Below are 13,195 nucleotides of genomic sequence, written 5' to 3' on the forward strand. Positions count from 1 at the left end.
AATTTAGCTGCATAAATCAGATGCTTATTGCCAAAACCTTCCTTTTGTGCTAATTTAAGTAGTATTGAAAAAAGAAAGGACTATGTAACGGTTCCATGTCCGCTGTTATGGCAGATGAATGTATTACGATACGGCTGCTGTAAGGACTCTGAACGGTTACAGGACTGCAGAACATGACAGAGATCTTAACCAGGGCCGCTTCGCTTATATGCATGGTTGCCCTGGCCTTTACATTGAAAAAAATACATATCCTGAAAAAGGAGGATTTTCGTGTGGTATCCGCCTTGGTGGTGAAGATCACACTGCCCTGTGCTATCATCATCAATTTCAGCCGGATGGATTTTGACGTATCCCTATTCTTTTTGGTTCCCATTGGTTTCTGCGGAACCCTGTTTTTGATTGGGATCGGATATTTTATGGCAAGAAAGAAAAGCCCGGACGAAAAAGCGTTTCAGATGATAAACCATTCCGGATTTAACATCGGTACCTTTGCCATTCCTTATCTGCACAGTTTTGTGGGACCTTCCGGTGTGATCGCGGCATCTATGTTTGACATCGGCAATGCCCTGCTCTGCACCGGCGGAACCTACGCGCTGGCTTCAAGTGTGCAGGACCCACATAACCGGCCAACCATCGGCTCCCTGTTAAAAAAGACATTTTCATCCATTCCCACCTTGACCTATCTGCTTATGACCCTTTTAAGCCTTCTGCATCTCAGGCTTCCCAAGGGCATCCTGACCTTTACAGAAATCGGAGCAGATGCAAATGCATTTCTGGCAATGGCAATGCTTGGGATCGGCATGGAACTAACCTTAAACCGCAGGCATTTCTCAGCCATTACCCGCATCCTCAGTGTCCGTTATCTGGCAGCCATGGCCTTTTCCCTGGCTGCCTGGTTCCTACTCCCTTTTGACAGAACACTGAGAAAAACACTGGTCATCCTGCTCTTCTCACCCCTGGCATCCTTTGACCCTATTTTTACAGAGAAATGCGGAGGGGATGTGGGGCTTTCCAGTGAAATTAATTCCATCAGCATAATCATAAGCATTATATGTATGACACTGCTTTTAATTATCCTATAACAAATCTCCATCCGCCATGGCGGCGGCCATTTAGCCCCTCAACGGAACCGCACCGGATTTCAGGTTACTGTACACTCCGTGTCCAGTAACACGCTTCGCGATGCACAGATATGGAGCATTCTGCCCCATATCGCGCTGGCTGCGTCGGGATTTTCATGCTTCCGGCATGAAAACGCCTCCCGGTACAGTGGCCTGTGTACAGTAACGATTTCAGACCCGGATCTTAGATATGGATCTGAAAATCTGTTGCGGTTTGGAAATTGGTGTGCTAGAATGAAAAAAAGCATATTTTCTGGGTAATTTTCTGGTTTTGAATCCGTCTTGAGATTCAAAATATCTTAAATCATTTCATAATAGCAGGTCAGTGTATGTTTGGCCTGTCCTTTCGGAAAATTCATGCTTACCATCACATTTTAGCAGGAGTTTTCGGAAAGGCCGGAAACCTCCTGCCGTAATTTCATTTATGATAATAGAAAGCTCACGCAGCCTGTTTTCTATTACCGAATAACGAGGAGGTATTCTATGGAAGAACAGAAACAGAAACCCCATGCCTTGCAGTGGCACCCTGCCTTTTATGCGGGGATACAAATTGAGCTGGAATCAGAGGCAGATCTTCTGCTTTTTGAAAATGAACACCAATTGGGGACAAAGCCCAAGGAAATTGATGTGCTGATCGTAAAAAAGGAAAAGGAAGTGCCTATACTTATAGGACGGATCTTCAGAACACATAACATTGTAGAATATAAGAGCCCCACGGATTATCTGAGCGTGGATGACTTCTATAAAGTTTATGGTTATACTTGTTTTTATAAGGCTGATACAGCAAAAGCTGACAGCATCGGAATCCAGGATATTACCATAACCTTTGTATGCCATAGGTATCCGCGCCGCCTCCTACGGCACTTAAAGGAGGAGAGGGGCTATGAAATCCGCAATGAGGAGGATGGCATTTATTATATTATAGGAGATAAAATCCCCATCCAGCTAATTTTGACACAAAAACTGTCTGAAGATGAGAATCTGTGGCTGAAAAGCCTGACGGATGAACTGAAAGAAACAGAGACGGCAAAACGCCTGCTCGAGCAGTACGAAAAGCATAAAGGGAATGGCTTGTATCAATCAGTTATGAATCTTATTGTCCATGCAAATAAGGAAAAATTCCAGGAGGCGAAGTCTATGTGTGAAGCATTGGAAGAGTTAATGAAGGATGAATTGGAAGCAAAGAAGGCGGAAGGAATGATACAAGGCAGGGCGCAGGGAAAGGCAGAAGGCATTTTAGAGCTGCTGAGCGATTTGGGCCAAGTATCTGAAGACCTGAAGGCAAAAATTATGGGACAGAAGAATATAGATATTTTGAACCAATGGCTTAAATATGCGGCAAGATCTGAGACGCTTCAAGACTTTGAACAAAAGATCCAATAGTTCCTGACAATAACCAATAAACAAAATATGTTGCAAGTCAATACTGCTTCAGGGTTAATATCTATATTAAAAACCAACATAAGATATGCTGTTAGCTGCTAAAGGGCAAAGCCATGTTCCGGGCTTTGCCCTTTGCTTGTATAAAATGATATTTAAGTATATGTTCGGCAGGACTGACTGGCCTGCTCATTTCGGGAGAATTTCCCCCTGTCCAAACTATTTTATCTGTATCTGGCAAGCCCTCATAGCCTCCAGCGCATTTCTATGGCTCTCCTCCGTAACGCCCGCACAGCAGGATGCATCCACAGAGATCGCTGCCTCCGGAAGTGCTGCCTTTAATATCATAGCATTGGAAATAACACAGATATCTGTGCACAATCCTACAAGCTCTATCTCCTCATATCCGTCTTTCCCCGCCAGATGAGCCAGCATTGTACTTCCAAATGTAGGCTTTTCCACCAACCTGCAGCCATCTGCCAGTTCTCTCAGTTCAGGTACCAGTTCCCACCCCTCACTCCCTCTGATGCAATGGGCCACTGGCAGGTTCCTGCCCTCCTGGGTCTCCATATAATCAGCCTCATGGGTATCAAGGGTAAACACAACTGTTTTCCCCACTGCTTTGGCTTCCCGGACCTTATTAACCACATTTTCCACAATGGCTTTGGCCTCATTGGAACCAAGAGCACCTGTCACGAAATCAACCTGCATGTCAACTACTACTAATAACTGCTTCATTGTTTTATCCTCCATTTTTATTGATACAGCTCGTCCTGATAGATATTGGCCTTTTCCCGTCCCTGCAGGATCCGCAGCGCGCCATAGGCCAATGCTTCCAGTTCCATCTCCCCGGGCATGATCCTGACAGGTCCCAAAAACTTAATATAATCCGTGATCCAGTCTGTCAGCATTTTAGAATGAGCCATGCCGCCGGTGAGAATTATGGCATCCACATTTCCTTTCAGGGCCGGTGCAAGCTGTCCGATCCCCTTTGCCACCTGATAGGCCTGCGCTTCGTACAACAGCTCTGCCTTTTGGTTTCCCCGGCGTATCATTTCCTCAATCTCCCGACAGTCATAAGTTCCCAAATACGCCTTCAGACCTCCGTCCCCCCGGATTTTCCGCATAAGCTCAGCCTTTGTATACTTCCCGCTGTAACACATATCCACAATATAAATGATCGGCACACTCCCTGAACGCTGGGGAGAAAAGGCTCCGCCGTCATCACTTAAGGCATCCACTATCCTCCCGTGCCTGTGGGCGGAAAACGAGATCCCTCCGCCCATATGCGCCACCAGAAAATTCATTTCCCCGTAAGACTTTCCTGCTTCCTCCGCTGCTTTCCGGGCCATTGCTTTGCTGTTCAGTACATGGCAGAAGCTCTGCCGCACCACCTCCGGTATCCCGGTAATACGTGAGATCTCCATAAACTCGTCAGACGACACCGCATCATAAATATAGGCAGGTATGCCAAGAGGCGCGGCAACGGCATCTGCGATCAGCGCCCCCATATTGGAAGCATGAGGGCTGATCGGCCCCTTCAGGATCCTGTCCTTCATCGCCTGATTCACCGTATAGCCCCCGGCCTTTACAGGCGGCAAAAGCCCGCCTCTTCCCACAACTGCACACAATTGCTCCACCCTATATGAATGCTTCTTCAGGCAGGTCAGAACCATATCCCTTCTGATCGGAAACTGTTCCTTTATCTCCTGATGACTGTCCAGAAAAATGGCATCATGCTCAATCTCTTCCCGGAATCGTTCTTCCCTGTCCCTGAATACTGCTATCTTCGTGGACGTAGAGCCCGGATTTACTGCGAGAATATCGTATCCCATGGTCTCACGGTAATTGCTCACTGCCTTCATCCTTACGTCTCCCTTCCATTATAAATGTGTCTTTTTCCTCAGCTCCTCACCCAGGGCTCTCCCCTTAAAAATAGCCAAGGCAGAAATCATCAGCACTGCCCCTGCCACGCAGAGCACTGACGGCATTCTGACACTGACGGCACCGCACAGCAGAAGGACCAGGGGAACAAGACTTCCCACAGACACCATGACCATGTAAATCATATAATGCGGCACCGGTGCCCTGGTAACGAACACAATTACCCACAAGATCACATAGACAGCCAGCAGCACAATGGGAATCCCAAAATCCACAGACCATCCTCTCCATCCCGTAATATAATCCCAGAATAAAAAAACCGCCCACAGAAGCACTGCCTCCCAAACCGCATTTTTAAACAGATTCCTCCGTTTTACAATTGCGACCGCGGATAGGATCCACATACATCCCACACCTGCCAATACATATCCGGACCAGAAGCTATGGAATCCTAAGATCCAGTTTACGGAAACCGCAGCGACACAGGCTGCAATACATACAAAGGAAAATATACGGAATCCCATGGCCATGCGGGAGCTTTCCCTTCTCAGGTCAGGAAACATCTGGTTCTCCTCCTCCAAAGTCCCCTCCAGATTCCCCTGGCAGAGGGGACATTTTCTGCGGGGATTTCTGACTGTGATTTTGCACCGTTTACAATACTGCATCCTCAATCCCCTCCTTTTTCCCCGCCAAGGGCTATGATCTCCACCGGAATCCCCTGCTCAGTCAGCATACGGAAAAAATTCCGTTCAATCCTTGTATTTGCATACCCGGAAGTAAAGCTGACCGTCAGTTTATTTTTCCAGGAGCACATACAGAGCTCCATCTTAGGCGTACTGGTGTAAAAATCAAACCAGTCAATATAAGGTTCACACTCTACGGGCATTTGGATTCTCCCAATATTGGAAAAGACAGCCGTGTCCGCAGAAGTGGAAAAAGCGGCTCCTGCCTGCATCCCCCACAGTTTGAGCGGGAGAGGCAGAATGCGCATAAATGGATTTTTCTCCATCCGCATAAATCCATTCATACGTGCGGCGATCCGCTTGGGTGTCAGCTCCTTTTTGAAGAACTCTGCAGTAAAAGCAATGACATCCTCCAGCTTTTCGCTCTGTTTTGAAAAATTATATCCAATATCGATCCACCCGAAAAAATTTCTGACGGATGAGGAGGGAAAATAACTCCTCAGATTTACTGGGATCATCAGGGCCACAGGCCGCTTTTTCTGTCTCGGACTCATATCCCTTGCAATGGCGCAGAGAAGTACAGCCGTGAGATATACCGTTGCTGTTGTCTGAAAACTGCGTGCTGTGCTTATCAGAGCATCTGTGGGCACAATGCCTTCCACCAGTCTCATCTGCCCGCATTCCAGGCGGTGATATTTAAGCTGATGGGATTTGTATTTCGGTATATCCTCAGCAGCTTCCTTGTTAGAATAATATTTATCAAAGCTGTCCTCTGCCATTTCCTCATCCGTGGCATCCGCCTGCACCTGGGAAACCGGGCCTTTTACACAATGGGGGTAGGCTTCCATCAGATAGTAATATATAAGGCTTTTCAAAAACTGAAGCGCCCCGGTACCGTCTGTGAGAGCGTGATACGTCTCAAAACTGATACGCTTTTTATAATAAGTAACCTCAAAAAGAAGGTTTTTCTGGTCTCTCACATAAATCTGACTGCAGGGCGGGCGGTACTCCTCCCTGACCACAGGCCTCAGTTCTGACTCCTCCAGATAATTCCAAAATATACCACAGCGCAGGACGCAGAGGAAAAGGCTGTAATCCTCCATACACAGATCAAGGGCCTTCTGCAGCTTTTCAGGATCTACCTCCTCTGTAAGCTGACAGGAAAGCCGAAAGACACGCTCATCCTTCTTCCCGCTGGTGGCAGGAAAAATCTTTGCTGTATTCTCCAAAGTCCTCCATTTTTTTCTGCTGAAATGGGCCATTCTCTCACTTCACTTTCCGGAATGTGCATGAAACACATTTATGGCAATCGGTACTTTGCATTTTATGGGACCAAATCCACCCTAAAGCCGGGTATGCAGATTGCCCGAATGAATTTCAGACACACTTTAATCTCAAACAGATATCTTTAAAAATCTATTGACGTAGTCATAAGTTTCCCGAACAGCCGGATATACAGGCTCCAAAAGGAAAAAACCATGTATACCGTCTGCGATCCGGTGCGCTGTCACGTCCACGCCCGCCGCTTTCATTTTCTCCGCGTAATCCTCCCCCTCATCCCTAAGAGGGTCCAGTTCCCCTGTGATCACCAGGGCCCTGGGCAGGCCGGAAAAATCTTCTGCCAGCAGAGGCGCAAAATAAGGATTCTGCCTGTCCTCCTCACAACTCTGGTAAAAGTCCAGATAGTCTGCCATATTCTGCCTGGTCAGAAGATAATCCCTGCCGTTTTCCAGAACAGAAGGATAGGCGTTTTCCTCACTATAATCATTATTGACACAGGGATAGATCAATATCTGCCTTTTGGGCATAAATTCCTTCCTGTCCCTGGCCATCTGGCAGACAGCCGCAACAATATTCCCCCCTGCGCTGTCCCCCATAAGGGTAATCTGGTCAGGCTCCGCATTTAAAATAGTCCGGTCCAGGAACACAGCCTTGGCTGCTGCATAACAATCCTCTATCTGGGTGGGGAATTTATGCTCAGGCGCTAATGGATAATCCACAGATACTACCACATGCGCCGTATTCTTTGCCAGGTTCCAGCATACCCGGTTATAGGATTCCACACTTTCGGTCACAAATCCGCCTCCGTGTATGTAGAGGATGACCGGATATATATTATCCGACATTTTCCCTGTATCAAGAGATTTATTTTTCTCCTGGAAGGCTTCAATATCCACCGTATCGTAAGACTCCTCATTAGGAAAATAAATTCGCACAGGCACTTCCCTGCCTTCATTGTAAATCTTTGTGTCCAGTGTCCGATAAAAGGGCTTGAAGGGATCCAAAATCTTCAGATTCATGATCCGCCTGGATTTTTGAAGATCCAGTTTCGTCTCCGGCTCGGACAACGCTTTCAGTACCAGGTGCATTGCTTTATTCATGAGCAGATTCTCCTTGTTTTCTTATATTGATTGTTGCAGATATTTGGTCTGGTGTCAATGCGAAATGCGGGTTATCCCTGTATCAGCCGCAAAAAAGAGACTGCTGTGTATAACCACACACAGCAGCCCCTTTCCCAATACTATTATTTACTCATTGAGGACATGCTAACACTTCTAAGGGAGGATAATTCTGATAAAATCTATTTTTTGACCACTTCATATCCCTGGAAACCTGCCGCTTTCTGCAGATATTCCGGGTCCAGCCTCGGCATAAGCTTGCCGATTTCCCATGGAAATACTGTATAGAACCATCTGTTAATACGGTCTACATAGTTGAACCAGCTCCATAACAGGCTCTTTAATTCTTCCTTGGTCTGAATGGTATCATAGGAATCTTCAATGTCCAGTGTAAACTGCCACATTAATTTCAGATTCAGCCACGGTGCCGGGCATCCCTCACCAAACTGTCCGCCCATAAGATTTGCCATCTCATGATTCAGATATACGAACATCTGCTTACAGTGTTCCAGTGTAAATCTGTCATCTCCTAAAATACAGTACATGGCTGGCTCAATGGTCCACCATCCCATTGCCTGGGTATCACCTGTCAGGAAAAAGAGATTTCCCAGTGTCTGTCCCTGTGTACCGGCTCCACTGGGGTAAACCCCCATTTTGGACATGGTAATGTATTCCGGCTCATCAAACCAAATACGGTCATTTTCGGCCTCTATAGAAGCCTTAACGTCTTTCCAATGTTTTCCCATTCCTTAACCCTCCATTCTGCTGATTGTAATTGTTCCCAGTTTGTGATATAAGAAGCTGTGGTTCCACAGATCTTCCCGCGCTTTCTCCAGGTCATCCATGCACTCTTTGTCAACCTGAAGCACATATGCGCCGCCTGAGCGAAGAGGTTCTGTACAGCTTGGTCCGTAACAGAACAGGATATTCCATCCGCACCAAATCAACTCACCCGCCTGAACCTCCAGTTTTCCCGGACCCGATACCAGATAAGGGCTGTCCTCAACAAGAGGGCTAGTCTGGTCACCGATGTATTTCGGCGGGTCAATCGGGGGTCTTGGAAATAATACAGTCAAATCCCCCGTAGACAAAGTTGGATGTGAGAAGAATTTCACTGGTTTTTCGAGGAATTCCCAGAAATTCTCAGCCATCACAGGTTCTTCCTTGTCCCTAAGTGTTCCCGTGAACTTTATTCCGCAGCTGGGAACCTCAAACAATACTTTTCTCATAGTTTTTACCTCCATTTTTTTGTATATGTAAATCTTTTAGAGACCTACATTCAGATTAAGTTTTTTCCGGCATCAACAGGTATTACCGCGCCGTTTATATATTTACTGCAGGCTGACAGAAAAAGGACCAATTCTGCCACCTCTTCCTTGCTTCCCCTGTGGAGAGGAATACCGCCAATTGTTATGATATGATTATCCTGATCCACCATTTCCCCTCTGGATGATAGAATATCATTTCCTTGGGCTGAGTCCAGAAAGGATGCCGGGCATACTGCATTGCACTGTATATGCGGGGAATATGTAACTGCCAGCATCTGCATGAGTTTGGCTAGTCCGATTTTAGCTATGGAGTGGGGAATAAAATCCGGCCAATTTTCATAAAAAGAATTACCTATCATGGCCAGCATCTTTCCACCGCCGTTTTTCATCATTAAGGGCGCTGCCGCCTGGCTTAGGAAAAAAGCCCCCTTTAAAATAATTTCCATGGAACTGTCCCATACAGCCTCTGTCACCTTATCTATAGGCTGCTCATTAAAATTACTGGCATTGTGCAGAAGAATGTCAAGACGCCCATAATACTCTTCCACTCGTTTGACAGCCCTCCTAAGCTGCGGTATGTTCCTGTTGTCCGCCTCCACAGCCAGGCATCTGCGTCCCAGCCTTTCAATCTCTTTTTCCGTCTTCTCCGCTTCCTTCGGCATACCACAATGTGTTATCACAAGGTCTGCCCCAGCTCTGGCATAACTAAGCGCAAAATATTTTCCTGCCTTCTCTGCACCCCCGGTGACCAGCACCACTTTTCCTTCTAATTGAAAATCCATCCGCACCTCCTACGGCATAGGCATGATTTCCCCTCCTGCCGCAAAAATCGTCTGCCCTGTCAGATACCCATTTTCGGGAATGAGAAAAACCATTATGGCATACGCCACATCCTCCGGCGACGCAAATCTCCCAAGAGGGTTTGCCCGCAGTTGTTTTTTCTCCAGTCCCTCCCAGTCCCGGCCCAGGTTTTTGCCGGGCGCAGCAATTTTTCCCGGGGCCACTGTATTTATCGTTATATTATATCTGCCCTCTTCCAGAGCCGCTGTTTTGCTGAATGCATTCATTCCCGCCTTCACTGCGGAGAACGGTGCACACCCTTCAAAGAAACGGCAGGAAAGCCCCCCTGATAAATATACAACTCTTCCATACCGCTGTTTTCTCATATACGGGATGACTGCCTTACAGATATGAAAGTGGGCTTTCATAGCCTCCACATGAGGCTCCCAGTCTTTCCAGCTCATATCCGATACTTTACACGGTTCAAATTCTTTGTCTCTGTGTATCAGATTCACTACACCGTCTATTCGTCCCAGAAAATCACAGGCTTCCCGCACACATCTTTGTACATCTTCCTCATCCGCTGCATTTCCCTGTATGACAACAGCTTTACGCCCCAATGTCCTTACGCGCTCTGCCACCATATCCGCTTTATCTCTTCCTCTGTTACAATGAACCCCAATATCGGCTCCTTGTGTTGCCAATATTTCGCAGACGGTTTCCCCCACTCTGCCTGTAGCGCCAAATACTATGACTTTTCTGCCTTCCAGGGCAAATCTCATCTCCATCCCTCCTGCTTACTGATACATATTACTCAAACCGAATATCCGCTCAATAATATAGATAACAAGGAATGATATCAGGATAAACACTGCGGAAAATGCAGATACCATAGGTGAAAATTGTTCTGTTATGTGCGTATACAGCCTGAGCGGATAGGTTACCGTGGAAGCATTTCTCAAAAACATAATAATGACAGCTTCATCAAAAGAAACAACAAAGGCAAATATAATGCCTGATATGATTCCCCTTTTTATACATGGAAGGGTAACCTTGTACAGGGTCTTCACAGGCCTTGCTCCCAAAACCAAGGATGCCTCCTCAAAACTCACATCCAGCCCGTATAATGCGGCCGTCACACTCCTGATAATATACGGAATTTGTATAGCACAGTAAGATAACACCAGTTTCCAATACGGTACCACAAACTTCCACGAGGAAAATGCCAGAAGGAAAGCTACCGCATACACTACAGTGGGCACCACCATAGGGGCCATGAAGATCAGTTCAAATATCTCTTTTAATCTTCCCTTTGTCTTCCAAAAGTAGAGGCTGACCATTGTGCCTAACACAGCAGAGATCAGTGTGCTGACCACGGCTATCTTTAAGCTGATAAATACAGATTCAAAAAAATCCGCATTATGCAGCGCTTCCACATACCATTTTAATGTAAAACCATGGGCAGGAAATACCGCCCGGTTTCCCTCTCCGAAAGATGTAATGATCACCACGAGCAGAGGCAGAAGGAGAAAAAGATACACAACGGAGTTAAATATTGTCCCTGCCACTTTATATTTACGCATAATTTCACCTCTCCCTCAGATTATTCCTGTATCCTCATTTTATTAGAAAGGAAACTGGACAATGTAACAATGAACATTGACACAAACAAAAGAACTACGGACAGCGCTGCAGCAAAATTCCAGTCAAAGATAAACATAGTCTGCTGATATATCATATTGGTCATGACCATGACCTTTCCGCCGCCAAGCATTACCGGAACCATGAAAGCCGCTGTATTTAATGCAAATACCAAAAGCGCACCCGATACGATTCCCGGAGATGTCAGAGGAAGTGTTACCTTGAAAAAAGTCTTTATAAAACCTGCCCCAAATACATAAGATGCCTCCTCCACACATGGGTCCACGTTCTCAATAGGGCTTATCATGATCATTGCAAAATACGGCAGACCGCAGTGGATCAGGCCCATAATCACGCCAACATTACTTCCCAAAAAATTCTGGGGTTCGGAGATAATATGCAGTGCCTGCAGAACGATGCTGAACACACCACTCTTTGGCAGGATTGCCATCCATCCAAACATACGAATGGTTATGGATACCCAAAGAGGAAGCACCAGAAAAGTTGTGGCAATACTCCGCTTCCATCCTTTCATATGGGCAATTTTATAAGCAACCGGATATCCCATGAGAATACAAAATACGACTGACCACAGGCTCAGAATAAGTGTCCTTGTCAAGACTCCTATATAATACCTGTCCTTAAAAAAAGCTGTAAAATATTTAACTGTATACCTTCCAGTCTCCTTGTCACAGATACTCAGCCACAGCATACTGGCCAGAGGTATGAGATAGATCACCATTAAAAAGGCCAGGGGAAGAATAATGTACCACTTATTCACATAGGTCCATTTTTTCTCTTTTTGTTTCATAAACACCCTCCTGTTCTGGTTTCCACCCATCCCGCCTGACATTCAGACGGGTATCGGGCGGAGGGCTGAGTCTTAATTTTTAAACACCTTATTCCAGCGGTCAACAAATTCTGCTCTGTCTTCCTCTGTTATCATTTCTTGATCAAAGAATATAAGTTTCTGTATCGCTTCTTCGCCATACGGCATAAATGGCTGCAATTCTTTTGGGACCTCACACTTTTTGTTAGACGGCGCATAGAAATTATTCGTGGCATAAGCATATTCCGCTTCCACTCCAATCAGCTCATTGACCAGTTCATTTGCCAGTTCCGGAACCTTTGTATTTTTAGCTACTGCTACATATGTGGGCATTCCGGGAAGACCTTCTTCCAGGTCCGCATAGGAGATATCATCGTGGCCGTCATTTGACAGCATGGCTGTACGTCCGTTGGTGTGAATGGCAATCACTGCATCCCCATTAATAAGGGCGGTATCTGTATCGCTGTGCTGGGTAGAAACCATGTACACATTAGGTGCCAGCTCTTCTAATTTCTCAAAAACACCATCCCAGCAGGATTTATCCGTAAGGCTGGAATCAAAGAATGCATGTGCCGCCATTTCTGCAAGTTCATAGCCGCCTCCAAACGTTACATCACTCACGATCACCTTTCCGGCATATTCCGGATTCCAGAGATCCTTCCAGCTTGTGGGAGCGTCGATCAGGTCATTGCGGTAAGCAAATCCTCTTGTACCCCAGTTGGTGATCACCCCGTATTCATTTTCCTTAGCCTCATCATATAAATCCGGTGCGTTAGACATAGAATCATAATCCAGCTCTTTGGTCACTCCCAGTAATTTTCCGTTCATCATCTCATAATAGTTTACATGCAGGACATCTACAGAAGGGTCATCGCCTTCTGCCTTTAACTGCGCAAGCGGTGCCGAACCAAGCACGATTTCCAAGGTGGCTCCTGTTCTTTCCTCGAACGCAGGCTTTACAATATTCCTCAATGTCTCTTCATATGTGCCGCCCCAGGATGTGACTCGCACCGTCTGACCCGCATATGGCTTTTCCGAGGTCGTGTTGTCTGCACTGCTGTCCGTTTTTCCGCTGTTTTCTGTCTGCTCCTTTTGCTCTGTCTCTGCCGGCTTTTGTTCATCGCCATCGGAATTTCCGCCGCACCCTATGCATCCCAGGGCTACAACTGTACTGAGAGCCAGCATTGCCATTTTTCTTTTCATTTGTGTA

At 46.3% G+C, this 13,195-nt stretch carries 14 protein-coding genes; 2 read left to right on the forward strand and 12 right to left on the reverse strand.

Annotated features, from left to right (window positions below; genetic code table 11):
• The first annotated feature begins 173 nt into the window (after positions 1–173).
• Together CI595_RS17070 and CI595_RS17075 are read left to right on the forward strand one after the other, a co-directional pair.
• Positions 174–1,082, forward strand: a complete 909-nt coding sequence (locus CI595_RS17070; protein ID WP_095174846.1) for an AEC family transporter — start codon at positions 174–176, stop codon at positions 1,080–1,082.
• A 522-nt stretch (positions 1,083–1,604) separates the two neighbouring features.
• A complete protein-coding gene (locus CI595_RS17075; RefSeq protein WP_095174847.1) occupies positions 1,605–2,504 on the forward strand; it encodes a 3-isopropylmalate dehydrogenase in 900 nt (299 codons plus the stop codon).
• Between the two features lie 216 nt (positions 2,505–2,720).
• Here the strand turns inward: CI595_RS17075 and CI595_RS17080 are convergent, their stop codons facing one another.
• The 12 genes from CI595_RS17080 to CI595_RS17135 all read right to left on the reverse strand — a co-directional run bounded on the left by CI595_RS17080 (position 2,721) and on the right by CI595_RS17135 (position 13,188).
• The gene (locus CI595_RS17080; protein ID WP_095174848.1) at positions 2,721–3,239 is read right to left on the reverse strand and encodes a cysteine hydrolase family protein; all 519 of its coding nucleotides are present in this window, start codon (positions 3,237–3,239) and stop codon (positions 2,721–2,723) included.
• A gap of 17 nt (positions 3,240–3,256) precedes the next feature.
• The gene (gene buk, locus CI595_RS17085) at positions 3,257–4,366 is read right to left on the reverse strand and encodes a butyrate kinase (protein ID WP_243135197.1); all 1,110 of its coding nucleotides are present in this window, start codon (positions 4,364–4,366) and stop codon (positions 3,257–3,259) included.
• 18 nt (positions 4,367–4,384) lie between these two features.
• A complete protein-coding gene (locus tag CI595_RS17090) occupies positions 4,385–5,050 on the reverse strand; it encodes a DUF6320 domain-containing protein (RefSeq protein ID WP_095174849.1) in 666 nt (221 codons plus the stop codon).
• Positions 5,051–5,052: 2 nt separating this feature from the next.
• The gene (locus tag CI595_RS17095) at positions 5,053–6,297 is read right to left on the reverse strand and encodes a hypothetical protein (protein ID WP_147737738.1); all 1,245 of its coding nucleotides are present in this window, start codon (positions 6,295–6,297) and stop codon (positions 5,053–5,055) included.
• Between the two features lie 165 nt (positions 6,298–6,462).
• Entirely contained in the window at positions 6,463–7,449 is a 987-nt protein-coding gene (locus CI595_RS17100) for an alpha/beta hydrolase (RefSeq protein WP_095174851.1), read from the reverse strand.
• Positions 7,450–7,649: 200 nt separating this feature from the next.
• Positions 7,650–8,213, reverse strand: a complete 564-nt coding sequence (locus tag CI595_RS17105; protein ID WP_095174852.1) for a cucumopine synthase-related protein — start codon at positions 8,211–8,213, stop codon at positions 7,650–7,652.
• Between the two features lie 3 nt (positions 8,214–8,216).
• Positions 8,217–8,696 carry a hypothetical protein gene (locus tag CI595_RS17110; protein WP_033139839.1) on the reverse strand — a complete coding sequence of 160 codons (480 nt, stop codon included), beginning with the start codon at positions 8,694–8,696 and terminating at the stop codon, positions 8,217–8,219.
• A gap of 50 nt (positions 8,697–8,746) precedes the next feature.
• A complete protein-coding gene (locus CI595_RS17115) occupies positions 8,747–9,517 on the reverse strand; it encodes an SDR family NAD(P)-dependent oxidoreductase (protein WP_095174853.1) in 771 nt (256 codons plus the stop codon).
• A 9-nt stretch (positions 9,518–9,526) separates the two neighbouring features.
• Positions 9,527–10,297, reverse strand: coding sequence for an SDR family NAD(P)-dependent oxidoreductase (locus CI595_RS17120; protein WP_158661541.1), 771 nt, complete (start codon positions 10,295–10,297; stop codon positions 9,527–9,529).
• A gap of 15 nt (positions 10,298–10,312) precedes the next feature.
• Positions 10,313–11,098, reverse strand: a complete 786-nt coding sequence (locus CI595_RS17125; RefSeq protein WP_095174855.1) for an ABC transporter permease — start codon at positions 11,096–11,098, stop codon at positions 10,313–10,315.
• Between the two features lie 20 nt (positions 11,099–11,118).
• The gene (locus CI595_RS17130; protein WP_158661540.1) at positions 11,119–11,967 is read right to left on the reverse strand and encodes an ABC transporter permease; all 849 of its coding nucleotides are present in this window, start codon (positions 11,965–11,967) and stop codon (positions 11,119–11,121) included.
• A gap of 72 nt (positions 11,968–12,039) precedes the next feature.
• A complete protein-coding gene (locus CI595_RS17135; RefSeq protein WP_095174857.1) occupies positions 12,040–13,188 on the reverse strand; it encodes an extracellular solute-binding protein in 1,149 nt (382 codons plus the stop codon).
• Between the last annotated feature and the right edge of the window lie 7 nt (positions 13,189–13,195).

The sequence above is a fragment of the Blautia hominis genome, assembly GCA_002270465.1.
Classification (GTDB): Bacteria; Bacillota; Clostridia; order Lachnospirales; family Lachnospiraceae; genus Blautia; species Blautia hominis.

Excerpts from the sequence above, each read along its gene's own strand:
- CI595_RS17070 (WP_095174846.1), top strand. The coding sequence starts at position 174 with ATGACAGAGATCTTAACCAGGGCCGCTTCGCTTATATGCATGGTTGCC.
- CI595_RS17075 (WP_095174847.1), top strand. The coding sequence starts at position 1,605 with ATGGAAGAACAGAAACAGAAACCCCATGCCTTGCAGTGGCACCCTGCC.
- CI595_RS17080 (WP_095174848.1), bottom strand. The coding sequence starts at position 3,239 with ATGAAGCAGTTATTAGTAGTAGTTGACATGCAGGTTGATTTCGTGACA.
- buk (WP_243135197.1), bottom strand. The coding sequence starts at position 4,366 with ATGAAGGCAGTGAGCAATTACCGTGAGACCATGGGATACGATATTCTC.
- CI595_RS17090 (WP_095174849.1), bottom strand. The coding sequence starts at position 5,050 with ATGCAGTATTGTAAACGGTGCAAAATCACAGTCAGAAATCCCCGCAGA.
- CI595_RS17100 (WP_095174851.1), bottom strand. The coding sequence starts at position 7,449 with ATGAATAAAGCAATGCACCTGGTACTGAAAGCGTTGTCCGAGCCGGAG.
- CI595_RS17105 (WP_095174852.1), bottom strand. The coding sequence starts at position 8,213 with ATGGGAAAACATTGGAAAGACGTTAAGGCTTCTATAGAGGCCGAAAAT.
- CI595_RS17110 (WP_033139839.1), bottom strand. The coding sequence starts at position 8,696 with ATGAGAAAAGTATTGTTTGAGGTTCCCAGCTGCGGAATAAAGTTCACG.
- CI595_RS17115 (WP_095174853.1), bottom strand. The coding sequence starts at position 9,517 with ATGGATTTTCAATTAGAAGGAAAAGTGGTGCTGGTCACCGGGGGTGCA.
- CI595_RS17120 (WP_158661541.1), bottom strand. The coding sequence starts at position 10,297 with ATGAGATTTGCCCTGGAAGGCAGAAAAGTCATAGTATTTGGCGCTACA.
- CI595_RS17125 (WP_095174855.1), bottom strand. The coding sequence starts at position 11,098 with ATGCGTAAATATAAAGTGGCAGGGACAATATTTAACTCCGTTGTGTAT.
- CI595_RS17130 (WP_158661540.1), bottom strand. The coding sequence starts at position 11,967 with ATGAAACAAAAAGAGAAAAAATGGACCTATGTGAATAAGTGGTACATT.
- CI595_RS17135 (WP_095174857.1), bottom strand. The coding sequence starts at position 13,188 with ATGAAAAGAAAAATGGCAATGCTGGCTCTCAGTACAGTTGTAGCCCTG.